General features: G+C 32.3%; 17 protein-coding genes. All 17 read right to left on the bottom strand.

Going from position 1 to position 20,220, the window contains the following annotated elements:
- From VP91_RS02650 to leuC, 17 genes are read right to left on the bottom strand one after another with little or no spacing between them, the layout of a single operon-like run.
- Entirely contained in the window at positions 1-2,907 is a 2,907-nt protein-coding gene (locus VP91_RS02650) for a 2-oxoglutarate dehydrogenase E1 component (RefSeq protein WP_169035889.1), read from the bottom strand.
- A gap of 34 nt (positions 2,908-2,941) precedes the next feature.
- Positions 2,942-3,817, bottom strand: a complete 876-nt coding sequence (sucD, locus tag VP91_RS02645) for a succinate--CoA ligase subunit alpha (protein WP_169035888.1) — start codon at positions 3,815-3,817, stop codon at positions 2,942-2,944.
- 1 nt (position 3,818) lies between these two features.
- Positions 3,819-4,979 carry an ADP-forming succinate--CoA ligase subunit beta gene (sucC, locus tag VP91_RS02640; protein ID WP_169035887.1) on the bottom strand — a complete coding sequence of 387 codons (1,161 nt, stop codon included), beginning with the start codon at positions 4,977-4,979 and terminating at the stop codon, positions 3,819-3,821.
- Positions 4,980-4,981: 2 nt separating this feature from the next.
- On the bottom strand, positions 4,982-5,944 hold the full coding sequence (mdh, locus tag VP91_RS02635; protein ID WP_169035886.1) for a malate dehydrogenase: 963 nt from the start codon (positions 5,942-5,944) through the stop codon (positions 4,982-4,984).
- Positions 5,945-5,952: 8 nt separating this feature from the next.
- Complete coding sequence (locus VP91_RS02630) at positions 5,953-7,446, bottom strand: CoA-acylating methylmalonate-semialdehyde dehydrogenase (protein WP_169035885.1); 1,494 nt, start codon at positions 7,444-7,446, stop codon at positions 5,953-5,955.
- Between the two features lie 24 nt (positions 7,447-7,470).
- The gene (locus VP91_RS02625) at positions 7,471-8,244 is read right to left on the bottom strand and encodes a succinate dehydrogenase iron-sulfur subunit (RefSeq protein WP_169035884.1); all 774 of its coding nucleotides are present in this window, start codon (positions 8,242-8,244) and stop codon (positions 7,471-7,473) included.
- A complete protein-coding gene (gene sdhA, locus VP91_RS02620) occupies positions 8,244-10,019 on the bottom strand; it encodes a succinate dehydrogenase flavoprotein subunit (protein WP_169035883.1) in 1,776 nt (591 codons plus the stop codon). Before sdhA ends, VP91_RS02625 begins: the two co-directional genes overlap by 1 nt.
- Positions 10,019-10,345 (bottom strand): succinate dehydrogenase, hydrophobic membrane anchor protein, encoded by a 327-nt coding sequence (gene sdhD, locus VP91_RS02615; protein WP_169035882.1) that lies wholly within the window; start codon positions 10,343-10,345, stop codon positions 10,019-10,021. The genes sdhA and sdhD overlap by 1 nt, the downstream gene beginning before the upstream one ends.
- 1 nt (position 10,346) lies before the next feature.
- Positions 10,347-10,730, bottom strand: a complete 384-nt coding sequence (gene sdhC, locus VP91_RS02610) for a succinate dehydrogenase, cytochrome b556 subunit (protein WP_169035881.1) — start codon at positions 10,728-10,730, stop codon at positions 10,347-10,349.
- The gene (locus VP91_RS02605) at positions 10,723-11,724 is read right to left on the bottom strand and encodes an aspartate-semialdehyde dehydrogenase (RefSeq protein ID WP_169035880.1); all 1,002 of its coding nucleotides are present in this window, start codon (positions 11,722-11,724) and stop codon (positions 10,723-10,725) included. The genes sdhC and VP91_RS02605 overlap by 8 nt, the downstream gene beginning before the upstream one ends.
- A 20-nt stretch (positions 11,725-11,744) precedes the next feature.
- Positions 11,745-12,854 carry a dimethylsulfoniopropionate demethylase gene (locus VP91_RS02600; protein ID WP_169035879.1) on the bottom strand — a complete coding sequence of 370 codons (1,110 nt, stop codon included), beginning with the start codon at positions 12,852-12,854 and terminating at the stop codon, positions 11,745-11,747.
- Positions 12,851-13,627 (bottom strand): alpha/beta fold hydrolase, encoded by a 777-nt coding sequence (locus VP91_RS02595; protein WP_169035878.1) that lies wholly within the window; start codon positions 13,625-13,627, stop codon positions 12,851-12,853. Before VP91_RS02595 ends, VP91_RS02600 begins: the two co-directional genes overlap by 4 nt.
- Positions 13,624-15,252, bottom strand: a complete 1,629-nt coding sequence (locus VP91_RS02590) for a long-chain-fatty-acid--CoA ligase (protein WP_169035877.1) — start codon at positions 15,250-15,252, stop codon at positions 13,624-13,626. The genes VP91_RS02595 and VP91_RS02590 overlap by 4 nt, the downstream gene beginning before the upstream one ends.
- 1 nt (position 15,253) lies before the next feature.
- Positions 15,254-17,017 (bottom strand): acyl-CoA dehydrogenase family protein, encoded by a 1,764-nt coding sequence (locus VP91_RS02585; protein WP_169035876.1) that lies wholly within the window; start codon positions 17,015-17,017, stop codon positions 15,254-15,256.
- Positions 17,018-17,043: 26 nt separating this feature from the next.
- The gene (gene leuB, locus VP91_RS02580; RefSeq protein WP_169035875.1) at positions 17,044-18,150 is read right to left on the bottom strand and encodes a 3-isopropylmalate dehydrogenase; all 1,107 of its coding nucleotides are present in this window, start codon (positions 18,148-18,150) and stop codon (positions 17,044-17,046) included.
- The gene (gene leuD / locus VP91_RS02575; protein WP_211181507.1) at positions 18,137-18,748 is read right to left on the bottom strand and encodes a 3-isopropylmalate dehydratase small subunit; all 612 of its coding nucleotides are present in this window, start codon (positions 18,746-18,748) and stop codon (positions 18,137-18,139) included. Before leuD ends, leuB begins: the two co-directional genes overlap by 14 nt.
- A gap of 1 nt (position 18,749) precedes the next feature.
- A complete protein-coding gene (leuC, locus tag VP91_RS02570) occupies positions 18,750-20,153 on the bottom strand; it encodes a 3-isopropylmalate dehydratase large subunit (RefSeq protein WP_169035874.1) in 1,404 nt (467 codons plus the stop codon).
- Positions 20,154-20,220: the final 67 nt, after the last annotated feature.

The following is a 20,220-nucleotide window of genomic DNA, read 5'->3' as shown; positions in this document are numbered from 1 at the left end:
TTATTCAAAAACCTTATTAATAATTTCCTGCTGTTGTGCAATGTGTCTTTTTGCATATCCTGTTGCAGGAGATGCATCTGGACTTCTTCCTATATAAGAAATTTCTCTATTATTAGCGTTAATGGTATCTAATGTCCATTGTATATAGTCTCTTGCTGAAAACCATGCTCCCATATTTTTTGGTTCTTCCTGACACCAGTAAAACTTTGCATTTTTAGCATAAGGCTTAAGTTCTTTAACAAGAGTCTTGGCTGGAAATGGATATAATTGTTCAATTCTGAACAATATTACATCATCTTTTTTTAATTTTTCTCTAGCGTCTAATAAATCAAAATAAACTTTACCTGAACACATTATTACCTTTTTTATTTCTGAGGCTTTTTTTAATTTTATAAAACCATTAGATTTTGGGTCCACAGCATGATCCCATAATATTCTATGAAATGAATTTTCCTTATTAAAATCTTCTAAGTTAGAAACACAATACTTGTTTCTTAGTAAAGATTTTGGTGTCATCATAATTAGTGGCTTTCTAAAATCTCTATGCATTTGTCTTCTTAATGCATGGAAATAATTTGCTGGTGTAGTGCAATTCATTACTTGCATGTTGTCATTAGAGCATAATTGTAAAAATCTTTCTAAACGAGCTGATGAGTGTTCTGGACCTTGACCTTCATATCCATGTGGTAATAATAATACTAATCCTGATGCTCTTGTCCATTTTCTTTCACCAGATGCAATAAATTGGTCAATGACAATTTGTGCTCCATTAGCAAAATCTCCAAACTGTGCTTCCCAAAGTGTTAGTGTGTTAGGCTCAACAAGACTATAACCATACTCGAAACCTAGAACAGCTAATTCTGATAAAAAACTATCTACTACTTCAAATTGTTTTTGATTTTTTGAAATATTATTTAATGGAATATAGCGGCTGTTATTTAATTGATTCCTTAAAACAGAATGTCTTTGACTAAAAGTTCCTCTACCAGAATCTTGGCCAACTAGTCTAACAGGGTATCCTTCTTCTAATAAAGATCCAAATGCTAGCGCTTCTGCAGTTGACCAGTCTATGTTTGAACCATTTTTAACTGCTTCTTTTCTTGAATTTAATATTTTGATTATTGTTTTATGTAAATTTAGTTCTTCAGAAGAAGAATTTATTTTTTCTGAAATCTCTAAAAGTTTTTTAGTATCTGCGCCTGTTATTCCTCTTTTATCTTTTCCTTTTTCAGGTTTATATGCTGACCATGTGCCTTCAAACCATTCAATTTGAGGTTTGTAGTTTTTTGCATTTTTAAATTGGTCATCAAGTAAATTTTTAAATTCTTTTACTGAACTTTCTAAAATATCATTAGTAATTGTATTTTCAGCTATCAATTTATTCCCATAGACATTTACTGGAGAGGGATGTGATCTAATTTTTTCGTACATCAATGGTTGAGTAAATGATGGCTCATCTCCTTCATTATGACCAAACCTTCTATAGCAAATTAAATCTATAACAACGTCTCTATTAAATTTCAATCTGAACTCAGTAGCTATTCTAGCCGCATAAACAACTGCTTCTGGGTCGTCTCCATTAGCATGAATAATTGGTGCATCAACCATTTTTGCTATATCTGATGGATAAGGTGAAGATCGTGCAAATCTTGGACTTGTTGTGAAACCTATTTGGTTATTTACAATAATATGAATTGTTCCACCAGTGTTATGACCTGGTAAACCAGACATCGCAAAACATTCTGCTACCACACCTTGTCCCGCAAATGCAGCATCACCATGTATCAATATAGGTATTACTTTATTTCTCTCTTTATCTTTATGAAAAAATTGTTTTGCTCTTGTTTGCCCAAGAACTACTGGATTAACAGCTTCTAAGTGAGATGGATTATCTGTTAAACTAACATGCACAGAATTTCCATCAAAATCTCTATTTGAAGATGCTCCTAGGTGATACTTAACATCTCCAGCTCCTTCTTCTGATGATGCATTAATCTCTCCAGCAAATTCATTAAATATTCTTTTGTAAGATTTCTGCAAAACATTTGCTAACACATTTAGTCTACCTCTATGGGACATGCCAATCTTAACCTCTTTAACTGCAGACTGACCACTAATCTTTATTATTTGTTCCAAAGCAGGAATTAAGCTTTCTCCACCATCCAATCCAAATCGTTTTGTCCCTACATATTTTTTATGTAGAAATTTTTCAAAACCCTCTGCTTGAATTAATTTATTTAAAATTGCCTCTTTACCATTTTTTGTAAAATTCATATTATCTTCTGACTTTTCTATCCGATCTCTAAACCATTTTCTTTCAGTCGGATTTGATATATGCATATATTCATATCCGATTGAACCACAATAAGTTTTTTTCAAAAATATTAATATCTCTTTAATATTTGATTGTGTTTTATTTATAACTCCACCAAGATAAATTTTTTTTTGATAATCTTCTTTTTTAAAACCAAAAGATTCAGGATGTAGTTCATCTAAATAATCTGACTCTAATAATCCAAGTGGATCTAATTTAGCAATAAGATGTCCTCTTTGTCTGTATGATCTAATCATTGAGACTGCTTTAATTGAGTCTTCATTTGATCTGGATGAATTTATTTGGCCTATATTAATTTGAGGAGTATTGCTAAGTGAATTTTTATCCTCTTGTTCAATTTTTTTTTGAAGCTCGTCTATATCAACTTTTTTTTTTGCTCCCCAGGATGGTCCATTAATTTCTTTAACTATAATATTTAGTTCATCTCCAATTCCTTCAAAATAATTCTGCCAACTTTCAGGTAAATCAGAGTCTTTATTAATGAACTTAAGATACATTTGCTCAATAAAAGCATTGTTAGATTTACTAAGAAATGAAGTTTTTTCGAATTCGAGATTTTTTGATGATGACATCTATTTTATTGATATAATATCAGATAAATAATTTTCAATTAGATAATTTATTAAATAATGTTTTGCCTAGTTCAGACGGTGATTTTGCAATTGTAATCCCACATTCTTCCATTTTTTTGATCTTATCCTCTGCTCCACCTTTACCACCTGAGATAATAGCTCCTGCATGTCCCATAGTTCTTCCTGGGGGTGCTGTTATTCCAGCTACAAATCCAACCATAGGCTTTTTTATTTTGTGGTTTTTAACAAATTCAGCTGCTTCTTCTTCTGCAGAACCACCAATTTCTCCTATCATAAGAATAGATTCTGTCTCATCATCATTTAAAAATAAATCCAAACAATCAATAAAGTTTGTTCCATTTATTGGATCTCCACCAATACCTATACAGGTAGATTGTCCCAATCCGTTTTCAGTTGTTTGTGCAACTGCCTCATAGGTTAAAGTTCCAGATCTTGAAACAATTCCCACAGAACCTTTCTTATGAATATTTCCAGGCATAATTCCAATTTTACATTCATCAGGAGTAATTATTCCTGGACAGTTAGGTCCTATCAATCTACTTTTTGAATTATTTAACTTTTGTTTAACACGAAGCATATCTTGAATTGGTATACCTTCAGTAATACAAACTATAAGCTCAATAGATGCATCAATAGCTTCTATTATAGCTGCTGCTGCAAATTTTGCTGGCACATAAATCATAGTTGCATCAGCACCAACTTCTTTTTTTGCTTCGGCTACAGTATTAAATACTGGACGTTCAAGATGTTTTTGTCCTCCTTTTTTTGGAGTAACTCCACCTACAAGATTAGTTCCATATTTTAATGCTTGTTCTGAATGAAAAGTACCATGTGCACCTGTAAAACCTTGGCATATAACTTTGGTATTTTTATTAATTAAAACTGACATTCTATTTTATAGCCTCTACTATTTTTTGTGCAGCATCATCTAAATTTTCTGCTGAAATTAATTTTAGACCCGAGTTATCTAGAATTTCTTTTCCTTCTTTAAAGTTTGTTCCCGCGAGTCTAACTATCAATGGAACACTTATGTTTATTTCCTTGGCAGCATCAACAACACCTTGAGCAAGAACATCGCACCTCATTATTCCACCAAAAATATTTATTAATATTCCTTTAACATTTTTATCTGAAAGAATTATTTTTAATGCAGCAGAAACTTTTTCTTTTGAAGCTCCACCACCAACATCTAGAAAATTTGCTGGCTCTTCACCATACAGTTTAATTATATCCATTGTTGCCATTGCTAAACCTGCTCCATTAACCATGCAACCAATGCTTCCATCTAACTTTATATAAGCAAGATCATGTTTGCTCGCTTCTATTTCTGCTGGATCTTCTTCGTTTAAATCTCTCAACTCTGTAATTTCAGGATGTCTAAATAGCGCGTTGGAATCAAAATTAACCTTTGCGTCTAAGCAGATTATGTTTTTTTCTTTAGTTAATATTAGTGGGTTAACCTCAACCATATTAGCATCCGTGCCTAGAAACATATTATATACTGATTTAATTATTGCTATTGCTTGCTTTTTAGCATCATCCGTTAAGCTATAAATTTTAATTATCTTCTCACAATCAGCATCTGAGATTTCATTAACAATATCTACTTTTGTTGTTATGATTTTTTCAGGTGTACTATCTGCAACCTCTTCAATATCCATTCCACCTTGATCGCTGGAAATAAATACAATTTTTGAACTTGCTCTATCAATTAAGCACGATAGATAAAATTCTTTATCTATATTGGAAGATACTTCCACATATAATCTTTTTACTTCTCTACCTTCAGGGCCAGTTTGATGTGTTACAAGTGTTTTTCCTAATAATTCTTTTGCAGCAACACCTAGCTCTTCAATTGTATCTAAAATTTTTACACCTCCTGCTTTACCTCTTCCACCGGCATGAATTTGGGCTTTTAATACAAACTTTTCTGTTTTTAATGATTTTGCTTTTTCAATCAACTCATCAACTGTGAAAGCAAAAATACCTTCAGGCACAACTGCCCCGTATTCTTTTAGGATTTTTTTTGCTTGATGCTCGTGGATGTTCATTACTATTTAGATAGATCTGAATCTATTTTTGATGCAGCTTCCCATAATGCTTTCACAGCATCTATCGAGTGCATAAATTCTTTTTTTTCTTTTTCATCCAAGTCTATTTGTTCTATTTTTTCAACACCATCTTTGCCAACTATTACCGGTACACCAGCATAAACGTCACTTACCCCATACTCTCCATTTAAATGAACTGCACATGGAAGTAATTTTTTTTCATCTTTTAAATATGCTTCTGCCATTTGTACTCCTGAAGCGGCTGGTGCATAAAATGCGGAACCTTTTTCTAAATATTTAACAATCTCAGCTCCACCATCTCTAGTTCTTTGGTTAATTTCTTCTAATCTTTCTTGAGATATCTTTCCTTCTTTCACTAGGTCTAATAATGGTTTGCCTGAAACTTTTGTGAATCTTGGTAGGGGAACCATTGTGTCTCCATGACCTCCCATAACCATTGCTTCAATTTCTTTTACAGGGACATTTAACTCTAGAGATAAAAATAATTTAAATCTTGAGCTGTCTAAAATTCCTGCCATTCCAACTACTTTATTTGCTGGTAAGCCTGAAAATTTTTGAAAGGCCATCACCATAACGTCTAACGGATTAGTGATACATATAACAAATGCATTGGGTGCATTTTTTTTAATGCCTTCTGCTACTTGTTTAATAATTTTTAAATTAATACCTAATAAATCATCTCTGCTCATTCCTGGTTTTCTTGGGACTCCTGCGGTGATTATTATTACATCAGAATCTTTTATATCTTCATAATTGTCTGTACCTGAAAATTTCACATTAAAACCATCAACAGAGGAAGATTGAGCTATATCTAGAGCTTTTCCTTTAGCTATGCCACTTGCAACATCAAAAAGTACTACCTCATCAGCTACTTCTTTAGTTCCTATTAAGTGAGCAAGAGTGCCCCCAATTTGACCTGCTCCTATTAAAGATATTTTTTTCATTTTTCTCCTTATTTCATTGTTGGCATGACAAATTCTGCATTAGATCTTATTCCAGAAGGCCATCTTGATGTTACTGTTTTAAGCTTTGTATAAAATTTAATTCCTTCAGCTCCGTGCATTGCACTATCTCCAAATAATGATCTTTTCCATCCACCAAAACTATGGAATGCCATTGGCACAGGTATTGGAACATTAATTCCAACCATACCAACTTGAATTTTACTAGCAAACGTTCTTCCAGCATCACCATCTCTTGTATAAATGCTTACTCCATTACCATACTCATGATCATTAATTAGTTTTGTTGCTTCTTCAAAAGTTTTAACTCTTATGACTGACAAAACAGGACCAAATATCTCTTCTTTATAAATTCTCATATCCTTATTAACATGATCAAATAAACAACCACCTATAAAGAAACCATTTTCGTATCCTTGAAGTTTTATATTCCTTCCATCAACAATTAATTTAGCACCTTCTTCAACTCCAAGATCAACATAACTTTTTACTTTTTCTAAATGTTCTTTAGTAACTAGTGGACCCATCTCAGATGTTTTATCCATACCAGGACCTACTTTTAATGCTTCAGCTTTTTTTGATAAACGGGCAACTAACTCATCACCTATATCTCCTACAGCTACTGCCACTGATTGCGCCATACATCTTTCTCCTGCTGAACCGTATGCAGCACCCATTAATCCATTTACTGCACCATCAAGGTCACAGTCAGGCATTACTACTAAATGATTTTTTGCGCCACCTAAAGCTTGAACTCTTTTTTCATTTTTGGCAGAATTTTCGTAAATATATTTTGCAATTGGCGTTGATCCTACAAAGCTTACAGCTTTGATATCTTTGTTTGTTAAAATTGCATCAACAGACTCTTTATCTCCATTAACAACATTAAAAACACCATCTGGTAGTCCAGCTTCTGTTAGTAACTCTGCTAATCTTAGTGGGCAAGATGGGTCTTTTTCTGATGGTTTTAAAATAAATGTATTTCCACATGCAATGGCTAAAGGGAACATCCACATAGGTACCATTGCTGGAAAATTAAAAGGTGTAATACCAGCAACAACTCCAAGAGGCTGTCGCATCGACCAGCTATCAACATTTGTTCCTACATTTTCTGAAAATTCTCCTTTAAGCAAATTTGGGATTCCACAGGCAAACTCAACAACTTCTAAACCTCTTGTTAAAGAACCTTTGGCATCTTCATAAACTTTGCCATGCTCTGAGACTATTAATTTTGTAAGTTCATCTGCATTCTTTTCTATTAATTCTTTAAATTTAAACATTACTCTTGCCCTTTGAAGTGCAGGTTTTAATGACCAAGTTTCAAAAGCTTTTTGTGCTACTTCTACAGCTTGATCAAGATCAGCTTTACTGGCTAATCTTACCTCAGACTCTTGTTCACCTGTTGCTGGATTAAAAATTTTACTTTTTCTATCAGATGAACCTGAAATTAGCTTTCCGCCAACAAAGTGTTCTAATAAATTCATGAATATTGCTATTTAAAAGGGTAATTAGTTTGTTGCAAGCATTTTTTTCAATTCAGCTATAGCTTTTGCTGGATTTAATCCCTTTGGACACGCGCTAGTACAATTCATAATAGTATGGCACCTATATAGTTTAAGTTCATCAGCCACTTTTTTTAATCTTTCTTTTTTTTCATCATCCCTGCTATCTACTATCCATCTATAAGCTTGAAGTAAAACTGCTGGGCCTAAATATTTATCACCATTCCACCAATAACTTGGGCAGGAGGTTGAGCAACATGCACACATAATACATTCATAGGCACCATCTAATTTTACTCTATCTTCTTTAGTTTGTAATATTTCTGTGGTCTCAACTTTTTGATTTGTTTTAAGCCAAGGTTCAATGGACTCATATTGTTTATATAATCCACTTAAATCACCTATAAGATCTTTCTTTACCTTTAAGTGAGGTAGTGGGTAAATATTAATATCTCCATCTATTTCTGAATGAGGCTTTGTACATGCTAAACCATTTTTGCCATCCATATTCATTGCACATGAGCCACAAACACCATGCGCACAAGATCTTCTATAAGCCAATGAGGGATCAATTTCATTTTTAATTTTGTTTAAAACATCCAAAACCTTTGAAGGACAATTATCCATATCGACCTCATATGAATCTACTCTTGGATTCTCACCTAAACTGGGATCCCATCTGTATACATTTACTTTTCTAATATTTTTAGAACCAGTTTTGTCTTTGTAATAAATACCTTTTTTAACTTCTGAGTTTTTAGGTAAATTTATTTGAACCATTAATATACTCGTTCTTGTGGAGGAAAATATTGAACTTCATTTGTTAAAGTTGTTTTGTGAACTGGCCTGTAGCCGATTTTTGTATCTTTTCCATTGCACCAAGCAATAGTATGTTGCATAAATTTTTCATCATCTCTTGTTGGAAAATCTTCTCTTGCGTGTGCTCCTCTACTCTCTTGTCTATTATAAGCAGAGTCTACTGTGGTAATTGCTTGTCTTATTAAATTATCAAATTCGAGCGTTTCAACAAGATCAGTATTAAAAACAAGTGATTTATCCTTAACAGAAATTGACCCCATACCATCATATGTTTTTCTAATTTCAGAAACACCTTCTTTAAGAGTTTTTTCTGTCCTAAAGACTGCACATTTTGATTGCATAGTTTTTTGCATCGCAAGTCTCAATTCAGCTGTACTATTTTCTCCATTTGAATTTCTAAGTTTATCAAATCTTTCTAAACATTTCTCAGTTTCAGACTCTCCTATATCTTCATGGGGTGTTCCTGGTTTAACTAGTTCCGCAGCTCTTTTTGCAGCAGCTCTTCCAAATACCATTAAATCTATTAATGAATTAGATCCTAATCTATTAGCTCCATGAACTGAAACGCATGCTGCTTCACCAATTGCCATTAATCCTGGTACTATTTTTTCAGAACCGTTAACTGTTAGTACTTCAGCTTTATAATTTGTTGGAATACCTCCCATATTATAGTGAACAGTGGGGACTACAGGTATAGGCTCTTTAGTTACATCAACATTTGCAAATAATCTTGCAGCATCAGAAATTCCTGGAAGTCTTTCTTCAATTACTTTTTTATCTAAGTGACTTAAGTTTAAAAGAACATGATCTTTATCTTTACCTACGCCTCTTCCTTCGTTAATCTCAATAGACATTGATCTACTTACTACATCCCTTGATGCTAAATCTTTTGCATTAGGAGCATATCTCTCCATAAATCTTTCGCCCTTAGAGTTAACAAGGTATCCACCTTCTCCTCTAACACCTTCTGAAATTAAAGTACCATGCCCATAAATTCCAGTAGGGTGAAATTGAACAAACTCCATATCTTGTAATGGAAGTCCCGCCCTTAAAACCATTGCATTTCCATCACCTGTACATGTGTGAGCTGACGTAGCGGAGTAATAAACTTTACCATAACCGCCAGTGGCAATTATAGTTGAGTGAGCTCTAAACCTATGAATTGTTCCATCATTTAAATTCCAAGCTATTAACCCTTTGCACTCGCCATCTTTCATTAATAAATCTAGCGCAAAGTATTCTATAAAAAATTCCGTGTTATGCTTAAGTGCCTGTCCATAAAGTGTATGTAGAATTGCATGTCCAGTTCTATCTGCTGCTGCACACGTTCTTTGGACTATTCCATTGCCATAATTTTTTGTCATTCCACCAAAAGGTCTTTGATAAATTTTTCCATCTTCTGTTCTACTAAATGGCACTCCATATTTTTCTAATTCAATAACTGCTGCAGGGGCTTCTTTACAAAGATACTCTATACTATCTTGATCACCCAGCCAGTCAGCACCTTTGACTGTGTCATACATATGCCAACGCCAATCATCTTCACCCATGTTTCCTAATGATGCTGATATACCTCCTTGCGCAGCAGAAGTATGACTTCTAGTTGGAAAAACTTTTGAAATACATGCTGTTTTTAAGCCAGCTTCACTTAAACCAACAGCTGCTCTTAGACCAGAACCACCAGCTCCAAGAACTATTACATCGTATTCATGGTCTATTATTTTATATGAGCTCATTAGTTTAAATTAAATATTACAATAATTGTGATTAATGGCATTATTATAGCAAAAATATTGAGCACTTTGTTTGCGGCATTTTTGATTTTTTCATCCTGAATATAGTCTTCAAATACCTCACTAATGCTTAAAGCTGAGAAAAAGTAAGCAAATACTAGTGTTAAAGAAACTAAAATTTTAGATGATTGAGTAGTAAAAAAATTAACAATCTCAATATAATCTTTATCAAAAATTGAAACTAGATTTAAGATAAACCAAATCATTAAAGGCACTAGAATTGCTGAGCTAATTTTCATGAACAGCCATTTTTTTGTAACAAAGTTCATTTTAAATAAAATTCCTTCCTAATAGATAAAATAGAATTGTAAAAAAAATGGACCCAAAGATAACTAGTAAGCCTGTAATCTTTGTTGTCTTTAGTTCAAAGCCATAACCAAGGTCCATTGCTAGGTGTCTTATTTCACTCAATACTTGAAAGCTAAAGGACCAAGTTAAACAAATAATAATAAATTTTCCAAAAATAGATTGTAAAAATATTTTTGTTAGTTCGTAACTAGATTCTCCTAATAATAAAGAAAAGATCCAAAAACAAATTATGGTTATTGCTGTTATATTAACTATTCCAGTAATTCTATGAGAAATAGAAACTAAAGAAGATATATGCCATCTATAAATTTGGATATGTGGAGATAAAGGGTTGTTATTATCCATTATTTTTTTTAATTAAAAGCTCAGCTATTTCAACTGCATTCAGTGCAGCACCTCTTAATAAATTATCTGATACTATCCACATGTTTATTGTATTTTTTTTTGTTTTATCTTCTCTAATCCGAGAAATATAAGTTTCATTTTTACCTTCAGCTTCTAAAGGTGTAATGTAACCTCCATCTTCTCTTATATCATATACCTCACAACCTTCTGCACTATCTAATAAAGAGTGTATTTTTTCTAAACTAAATGGTTTTTCAAATTCAATATTTACTGACTCAGCGTGAGAAACTAGTACTGGAATTCTTACACATGTTGCTGTCAATTCAATCTTATCATCGAGAATCTTTTTTGTTTCGTTAACCATCTTTAATTCTTCTTTTGTATAACCATCATCTGCAAAAACATCTATGTGTGGAATAGCATTAAAAGCAATTTGTTTAGTAAAATTTTTAGAATTTATTTTCTTTTTATCTAATGATAATCTAGTTTGTTCAATTAATTCATCCATTGGTTTTTTTCCACCACCAGATACGGATTGATAAGTTGATATAACTACTCTTTTTATATTAAATTCATCATGTAACGGTTTTAGAGCTATTACTAATTGTGCTGTTGAGCAGTTTGGATTGGCAATAATATTTTTTTTTAAAACATTAATTGCCTCTGGATTCACCTGTGGAACAATTAAAGGTACATCTTGATCCATTCTGAAAAAACTAGAGCTATCAATTATTGTAGTATGTTTTGCTGCTTTTTCTGCATATTTTTCTGATATTTTTCCACCAGCCGCAAAAAAAGTAATTTCAGCTTTTGAGAAATCATAAGTCTCTAGGTTAAAAATCTCCTGCTCCTTACCATTAAAATTTACTTTTTGACCAGCACTTCTTGGAGAGGCAACTAAGAATAATTGACCAATTGAAATTTTTTTCTGCTCCAATACTTCGAGCATTTTTCTTCCAACATTACCTGTGGCTCCTACAATTGCTATATTCATGATATTATTTTACTTTTATACTAGATGAAGGGTAAATCGCAAACGTTTCCATTAATGGTATTATCGTTTATTTGAATTTTAAAGCTTTGAGATGCTTCCCAGTGAGATTTCTGGATCATTGCTATTCCTATAACCTTTTGAAAATGAGGTGAATAACAAGCCGATCTTAATTCACCAATTATATTATTATTTTCATCATATATGTTTTTTGATCCAGTAAGACTGATTTCTTTTAAATCAATTTTGACTCCCATTAATTTCTTTTGAGGTCCATTTAATTTTACTTCTTTTAATTTTTCTTTTCCTAAAAAATTTACATCACTATCTAAGCTAACATATTGCTCAAAACCACATTCAAATGGATTATCATTATTATCAAAGTCATTACCATAGGATAACAGTGCACTCTCAATTCTCTCTATTAAGTTTGGACATCCTGGTCCTACTTTAAATTCTTTTCCAACTTCAAAAAGATGGTCATATAATTTTTGCCCTGACTCTGGGTTTTGAACGTATAGCTCATATCCGCCTTGTTTAGACCATCCTGACCTTGCTATAAGATGCTTTGTCCCTTCAAAATCAAAATAATCAAACCCAAAGAATTTTAGTTCAGTAATTTTTTTTCCAAAAACTTTTTCCATTAATGCAAAGGATTTTGGACCTTGTACTGCCATTATATCAACTACTGGTTCTATAATTTTAACATCAAATTTATGCCCTGATGCTAATCCTTTAGCAAAAAAAATTACATCTGAGTCTGCTATTGATATCCACCATTTATCTTCCGCAAGTTTTAAAATAACTGGATCGTTAATCAAGTTTCCATTTTCATCTATTATTGGGCAATAATAACATCTGCCTATTTTAGATTTTGATAAATCTCTACATGTCATCAATTGTACTAGCTCTGCTGAGTCTTTTCCTGAAATCTCTACTTGTCTTTCTGCAGCAACATCCCATACCTGAACATGCTCTTTTAAGTGCTTGTAGCTATCTTCTATTGAACCAAACGCAGCTGGCAACAACATATGATTGTAAATTGTGTATGCTGTAACTCCTTGCTCCTCTATTCTTGAAGTATAAGGAGTGCTTCTTAGTCTTCTAGATTTTGCTATTGAAAAGTTTTTCATTTTTTTAAAAATTCAGAGATCTTTTCTCTCATTTCAAAAGCTTTTTCAAACATAATCATGTGTCCACAATCTTTTATTATATGAGTTTCCGAATTAGGAATAAGTTCAGCAAATTTCTTACCTTTTTCAAGGTTAACCATCTTATCTAACTCACCAAATATAAATAATGTAGGACAATTTATTGATTTTAGAGCCTCAGATCCATTTTTATAATTATTACAAGCTATAAGATCAATAGCTAAAATTTCCCTAATATCTCTTGGAGAGTTAATAATTTTTTCTACAGGATTGCCCCCAATGAATTTTTTTGAGTTCTCATAACTCCATTTCATCATTAATTGAACTGCTTTATCATCTCCATCTTCAGCAAGATCAATAAGGTCTTGATTAACTGGCATTCTGTACGACCCACCGACAAATATTAAACTTTTAACTCTTGTTGAATATTTGGAATAATATTCAAGTATCTCCAAACACCCTTGGGAGTGTCCAATCATTATTATTTCATAAATATTAAGCTCTTTAAAAACTTTTTCTAACCAATCTGAAATTTCTTCTATTGATTTTAAACAATCACCCTCAGAATTTCCATGACCAGGTAAATCAATTGCTAAAACATTATAATTTTGATTTGATAAATACTGCTCTGTTAAAGACCAAACAATATGAGAGAGACCACTTCCATGAAGTAAAATTATTGTAAGTTTTTTTTTATCAATACCTTTACCTGAATCTGATGCAAAGACATTCTTATTGTCTACTTGAAAGATCAACTTAATTCCTTAACTTTTTTTCTAAGTTCAAATTTTTGAATTTTTCCTGTTGAAGTTTTGGGTAAATCACAAAAAATAACACTTTTAGGAAGTTTAAATCCTGCCAATGTTTCTCTACAAAAATCTATTATTTCTTTTTCAGTTGTTGGCTTATCTTTAATTAGTTCAACAAAAGCACAGGGTGTTTCTCCCCATTTTTCATCTGGCTTAGCAACTACAGCTGCTAAAGAAACTGAAGGGTGTTTTGCAATTACATTTTCAATTTCTATTGAAGAAATGTTTTCTCCTCCAGAAATAATAATATCTTTGGATCTATCTTGAATCTTTATATATCCATCAGGATGCGTCACAGCTAAATCTCCTGAATGAAACCATCCACCTGCCATCGACTTATCTGTTGCTTCTTTATCTTTGTAGTACCCCTTCATTACAATATTTCCTCTAATCATAATTTCACCCATAGTCTTTCCATCCTTGGGCACTGGCTTCATTGTTTCTGGATCCATTACAATGGCACCCTCTGTGTTTGGGTACCTAACACCTTGCCTTGCTTTGATTTCATTCTTTTTGTCTTTTTCTAATGAATTCCAATCTTCGTTCCATGCACACTGTAACATATGACCATAAGTTTCAGTTAATCCATAAACATGCATCACTTCAAAGCCAAGATTTTCCATTTTTTCAAAGATGATGCTTGGTGGCGGTGCTCCTGCAGTCAAAACATTTACTTTTCTTTTTAGTACTTTTTGATCTTCTTTTGGAGCATTAACAATCATATTTAATACTATTGGGGCTCCACCGAAATGAGTTACTTCATATTTAACAATTAATTCAAACATCTTTTTTACATCAATGTTTCTTAAACAAATTACTCTTGCATGTAGCATTGCTAGTGTCCAAGGATAGCACCAGCCATTACAATGGAACATTGGCACAACGCATAAAAAATTTAGTTTGTTAGACATATTCCAAGCTGTGGCACTGCCTGTTGACATTAAATATGAGCCTCTGTGATGATAAACTACTCCCTTAGGGTTTCCAGTGGTTCCAGATGTATACCCTAATGAAATTGCATCCCATTCATCTTTTGGTTTTTTCCATTCATAATTTTCATCTCCTGTATTTAAAAAACTTTCATATTCAAATTCTCCTATTTTTTTGAAAGAACTTGTATCTATATCTTGGTCATCAATATCAATAATGGTAATTTTATTTTTAACATTCTTTAAAGCCTTCTCAATTACGTTGTGAAATTGTCTATCTACAATTAAAACCTTTGCATCACTATGCTGTAAAATATAACTTACAGTAGTAGGGTCTAGTCTTGTATTGATTGCATTAATTACCGCTCCTACCATTGGTATTGAATAATGTGCCTCAAAAATTTCTGGTGTATTAAAAGCCATTATAGAAACTGTATCTCCAGTTTTCACACCCAATTTATCTAGTGCGCTAGCAAACTTAACACATCTTTTATAAACCTCACCCCAGGTATACGACCTACTTTCATAAACTAAGGCTTCATAATTTGGATATATATCTTTAGTTCTTTCTAAAAATGTTAAAGGAGAAAGAGGAACATAATTAGCTTCATTTTTATCTAAATTTTTATTGTAATGACTCATACTAACTGAATTTAAAATTCATTATATAATCACTTCCTGATGTAGCGGTTTTAAAATGACTTTCGGCTCTTGGTAAAACTCTTTTAAAATAAAAATTTGCAGTTTGTATTTTATCTTCATAAAACTCTTTGTTTTGCTCATAATCTTTAAAACTTACTTCTAAAACTTTTATCCACGCATGTGCTATAGACACGAACCCCAATGCTTTTAAATAGTCATTGCATGCTGCACTTGCATCATCTTTTGAGTTTTGTACTTTTTCTTTAATCCAAACAGTAAAAGTAGATAAAATTTCTAGGTGTGTTTTTAATTCTTTTATAAAAGGTTTTAATTTTTCATTTTCTGTACTGCAATCATTTTTGATTAATTCCAAATACTTATCAATTATATCACCATTTTTATTTACTAATTTTCTAAAAACCAAATCTGCTGCTTGAATTGAATTTGTTCCCTCATAAATTGGTGTGATTCTATTATCTCTATATAGCTGTTCTATTCCTTGGTCTTTTGTGTACCCATAACCGCCATGAACCTGCATAGCCTCACTTGTTATTTCCATTCCCATATCGCTAAACATCGTTTTAACCACAGGTGTCATTAACGACACAAGATCTGATGCTTCCTGCTTTATTTTTTCATCTGGATGATAAAGGCTAACTTCTGTTTGTTGAGACAGCCAAAAACATAAGGCTCTTTCACCTTCAATAATAGATTTCATATTAAGCAAAGATTTTCTAATATCAGCATGCTCAATAATAAAATCTGCTCCATTAGTTGATTTTGTATTATTTGTTTTTCCTTGTTTCCTTTCTTTTGCATAACTTAAAGAATTTTGATAGGCAATTTCAGAAATTCCTAAACCTTGAATTCCTACAACAATTCTCTCTAAATTCATCATAGTAAACATTGCATTTAACCCTTTATTCTTTAATCCAATCATATAACCAGTTGCATCATCAAAGTTTAATACACACGTAGCAGAACCTTTAATTCCCATTTTGCTTTCTATAGAACCTGTAGAAACTCCATTTCTTGCCCCAATAGATCCATCTTCATTTACTACAAACTTGGGTACTAAAAATAAACTTATTCCTTTTGTTCCTGCTGGAGAGTCAGCTACTCTTGCAATAACTAAATGAATAATATTCTCTGTTAAGTCTTGATCACCTGAAGTAATAAAAATTTTCTGTCCACTTAACTTAAAAGTTCCATCAGATTGCTCAATAGCTTTAGTCTTTAAAAGGCCTAAATCAGTTCCACAAACTGGTTCAGTAAGGCACATAGTACCACTCCATTTTCCTTCAACCATTTTTGGAAGGTATTTTTCTTTTATTTGATCTGTAGCATGATGAGAAATACAATTATATGCACCAATACTTAACTCACTATAAAGTTTAAATGATAAACTTGCAGATGATAACATTTCGTCAAAAAAAGCACTTACAGTTTTTGGCATTCCTTGTCCCCCATATTTTGGATCACAAGAAAGTGAAGTCCAACCATCTTCTATATATTTAGAGTAAGCTTCTTTATAGCCAGGCGGTGTTCTAACCACACCATTCTCTAGAACTGTTGGGTTTTCATCACCTGATTTTGCTAGTGGTAATATTAAGTTTTGATTAATTTTAGCTGCTTCTTCTAAAATATCTTTTACTAATTCTGAATTAACTTCTTTATATTTTTCAAGATCATTATAATTTTTATTATTTCTTAATTTATCAAAAAGAAACATCATATCTTCTACTGGTGCAGTATAATTTGGCATTCCAGAACTTTAGAATAATTATTTAATTATTGCAATTTTGAAATTATCGCATCACCCATAGCTGATGTTGATACTTCTTTTTTTCCCTCAGAAAGGATGTCTTTTGTTCTAAGACCTTCATTTAAGACATCTTGTACAGCTTTTTCTAAAGCATCAGCTTCACTATCTAAATCCAAAGAGTATCTTAAGGCCATTGCAAAACTTAAAATTGAGGCTATTGGGTTTGCAATTTCTTTTCCAGCGATATCTGGTGCAGAACCATGAATAGGCTCATACATAGCTCTCATTTCTCCCTCTTTATTTTTTGCACCTAAAGAAGCTGATGGTAATAAACCTAGAGATCCCGTTAACATTGAGGCTTGGTCAGAAAGCATGTCTCCAAATAAATTGTCAGTAACGATTACGTCAAATTGCTTTGGATTTTTCAATAATTGCATTGCACAATTGTCAGCAAGCATATGACTTAATTCTACATCTTTAAATTCTTTGTCGTGAAGCTCTTGAACTTCTTCTTTCCAAAGTTGTCCGGCTTCCATTACATTCGACTTTTCACATGAAGTAACCTTATTTGATCTCTTTCTTGCTAGATCAAAAGCTACTTTTGCTACTCTAACTATTTCACTAGTTGTATATGAGTGGGTATTAATCCCTTTTCTTTCACCATTTTCTATTGGTTTAATTCCTCTTGGCTCACCAAAATAAATTCCACCTGTTAATTCCCTTACTATCATAATATCTAATCCAGATACAATTTCTGGTTTTAGGGTTGAGGCATCAACTAATTGCTCAAAACAAATTGCAGGTCTTAAATTTGCAAATAGTTTTAATTCTTTTCTTAATTTTAATAAGGCTCTTTCTGGCTTTTTTGAAAAATCTAAATTATCCCATTTTGGTCCACCAACTGCACCCAACATAACAAATTCACTTTCTAAAGCTTTGTAAAAGACTTCATCCGTTATTGGTGTTCCATGTTTATCATAAGAGCAACCACCCGCTAAATCTTGATCAATTTCAAAATCTAGAGATTTATTTGAATTTAACCATAAAATAACTTTTTTAACTTCTTGAATAACTTCAGGTCCAATACCATCTCCAGGTAAAAGTAAAATTTTTCTTTTTTTAATTTTTATCATTAAATATCCATGGTTTACTATTTTTTAAGTTTTCTTCAAAGGTTGTGATTTTTTCTTTTTTGGCTAATGACAGCGCAATATCATCAAGCCCTTCTAATAAACATTTTTTTTTAAAAGGATCAATGTCAAACTTAATTTCACTATTTCCAAAAATTATCTTTTCTTCATTTAGGTCTATTGAAATTTCTTCTTTTCTTTTTGAATATTCTGATAATTCTTTTATTTTTTCCTCTGGTAAAATAATCGGTAAAATTCCATTTTTGAAACAGTTACTGTAAAAAATATCAGCATAACTAGAGCTTATCACGCATGTAATTCCAAAATCTAAAAGTGCCCAAGGTGCGTGTTCTCTTGACGAACCACAGCCAAAGTTTTTTCCTGCGATTAATATTTTTGATTGATTGTGAGGTTTTTGATTTAGAATAAAATCTTTTATTTCATTTCCACTATCATCATACCTCATTTCAAAAAATAAATTTTTCCCTAACCCTGTTCTTTTAATTGTTTTAAGAAATTGTTTTGGAATAATCATATCTGTATCAATATTTACAATTGGTAAATATACTGGGATACTTGTAAGTAAGTTAAATTTTTGCATTTTAATTTTGATACTTTCTGACATCATCTAAGTTTCCAGATATTGCAGCTGCTGCTGCCATTCCAGGGCTTACTAAATGTGTTCTTCCACCTCTACCCTGTCTTCCTTCAAAATTTCTGTTTGAAGTTGAAGCACACCTTTCTCCTTGTTTTAATTTATCTGCATTCATTGCAAGACACATTGAACAACCAGGCTCTCTCCATTCAAAACCTGAAGCTATAAAAATTTTATCTAAACCTTCCTGCTCTGCTTGCTCTTTAACTAAGCCTGAGCCTGGAACAACCATTGCGTGAACATGGGATGCTTTCTTTTTATCTTTTAATATTTTAGCAGCTTCCCTTAGATCTTCAATTCTACCATTCGTACAACTTCCTATAAAAACCTTATCAATCTTAATATCTGTAGCTAGTGTATCGGCCTCTAAACCCATGTAATTCAATGACCTTTCTAAAGAGTTCTTTTTGTCTTCATCTTGTTCATTTTTAGGATTTGGAACTTTACCATCTATAGTGATTACATCTTGTGGAGAAGTTCCCCAGGTGATCATAGGTAAAATGTCTTCTGCTACTAAATTTATTTCTTTATCAAATTTAGCTCCATCATCAGTTTTTAAATTTTTCCAATATTTCATAGCCTTGTCCCAATTTTCATTTTTTGGAGACATCGGTTTACCTTTTAAATATTCAAATATTTTTTCGTCTGGAGCAATTAATCCTGCTCTTGCTCCTCCCTCAATAGTCATATTACAAATTGTCATTCGTTGTTCTACACTTAAAGATGAAATTAGAGTGCCAGCGTATTCAATAACAGAACCCGTTCCTCCTGCAGTTCCAATATTTCCTATAATTTGTAAAATTACATCTTTAGAGGTAACACCAATAGGAAGTTTTCCATTAACATTAATTCTAAAATTCTTTGCTTTTTTTTGAACCAATGTTTGTGTTGCTAAGACATGTTCCACTTCGGAGGTACCAATTCCAAATGCCAAAGCACCAAATGCACCATGTGTTGCTGTGTGACTGTCTCCACAAACAATTACTGTTCCAGGTTGTGTAAAACCTTGTTCTGGACCAATGATATGAACAATTCCTTGTCTCTTGTCGTTCATTCCTAAATATTGAACTCCAAATTCTTTACAATTGCTTTCTAAGGTATCTACTTGAATTTTAGATTCTGCATCTGCTATTCCTTTAGATCTATCAGTAGTTGGAACATTATGATCTGCAACTGCTAAAGTTAAACCTGGTTGTCTTACTTTTCTGTTAGATTTTCTAAGCCCCTCAAATGCTTGAGGACTTGTAACCTCATGAATTAAATGTCTATCAACAAAAAGTAGGGCTGTTCCATCATCTTGTTGATGAACAAGGTGTTCGTTCCAAATTTTATCGTAAAGAGTTAAAGGCATTGAAAAAAAAATTATTTTTTTTCTTCTGATTTTTCTGTTTTTTGTTCTGCTTGAACTTCTGGTTGTT

Origin of the sequence: Candidatus Pelagibacter communis, assembly GCF_012932795.1 — a bacterium.
Lineage (GTDB): Bacteria > Pseudomonadota > Alphaproteobacteria > Pelagibacterales > Pelagibacteraceae > Pelagibacter > Pelagibacter ubique_S.
Note: the sequence above shows the minus strand (reverse complement) of the source record. Positions and strands in the feature narration are given on the sequence as shown.

What these genes read in the sequence shown, in the direction of transcription:
- VP91_RS02625 (WP_169035884.1), bottom strand. Translation starts at nt 8,244, where the DNA reads ATGGTTCAAATAAATTTACCTAAAAACTCAGAAGTTAAAAAAGGTATT.
- VP91_RS02600 (WP_169035879.1), bottom strand. Translation starts at nt 12,854, where the DNA reads ATGAAAAACTTTTCAATAGCAAAATCTAGAAGACTAAGAAGCACTCCT.
- leuD (WP_211181507.1), bottom strand. Translation starts at nt 18,748, where the DNA reads ATGCAAAAATTTAACTTACTTACAAGTATCCCAGTATATTTACCAATT.
- sdhD (WP_169035882.1), bottom strand. Translation starts at nt 10,345, where the DNA reads ATGAACTTTGTTACAAAAAAATGGCTGTTCATGAAAATTAGCTCAGCA.
- mdh (WP_169035886.1), bottom strand. Translation starts at nt 5,944, where the DNA reads ATGAAAAAAATATCTTTAATAGGAGCAGGTCAAATTGGGGGCACTCTT.
- sucD (WP_169035888.1), bottom strand. Translation starts at nt 3,817, where the DNA reads ATGTCAGTTTTAATTAATAAAAATACCAAAGTTATATGCCAAGGTTTT.
- leuC (WP_169035874.1), bottom strand. Translation starts at nt 20,153, where the DNA reads ATGCCTTTAACTCTTTACGATAAAATTTGGAACGAACACCTTGTTCAT.
- VP91_RS02605 (WP_169035880.1), bottom strand. Translation starts at nt 11,724, where the DNA reads ATGAATATAGCAATTGTAGGAGCCACAGGTAATGTTGGAAGAAAAATG.
- sdhA (WP_169035883.1), bottom strand. Translation starts at nt 10,019, where the DNA reads ATGAGCTCATATAAAATAATAGACCATGAATACGATGTAATAGTTCTT.
- leuB (WP_169035875.1), bottom strand. Translation starts at nt 18,150, where the DNA reads ATGATAAAAATTAAAAAAAGAAAAATTTTACTTTTACCTGGAGATGGT.
- sucC (WP_169035887.1), bottom strand. Translation starts at nt 4,979, where the DNA reads ATGAACATCCACGAGCATCAAGCAAAAAAAATCCTAAAAGAATACGGG.
- sdhC (WP_169035881.1), bottom strand. Translation starts at nt 10,730, where the DNA reads ATGGATAATAACAACCCTTTATCTCCACATATCCAAATTTATAGATGG.
- VP91_RS02650 (WP_169035889.1), bottom strand. Translation starts at nt 2,907, where the DNA reads ATGTCATCATCAAAAAATCTCGAATTCGAAAAAACTTCATTTCTTAGT.
- VP91_RS02630 (WP_169035885.1), bottom strand. Translation starts at nt 7,446, where the DNA reads ATGAATTTATTAGAACACTTTGTTGGCGGAAAGCTAATTTCAGGTTCA.
- VP91_RS02590 (WP_169035877.1), bottom strand. Translation starts at nt 15,252, where the DNA reads ATGAGTCATTACAATAAAAATTTAGATAAAAATGAAGCTAATTATGTT.
- VP91_RS02585 (WP_169035876.1), bottom strand. Translation starts at nt 17,017, where the DNA reads ATGCCAAATTATACTGCACCAGTAGAAGATATGATGTTTCTTTTTGAT.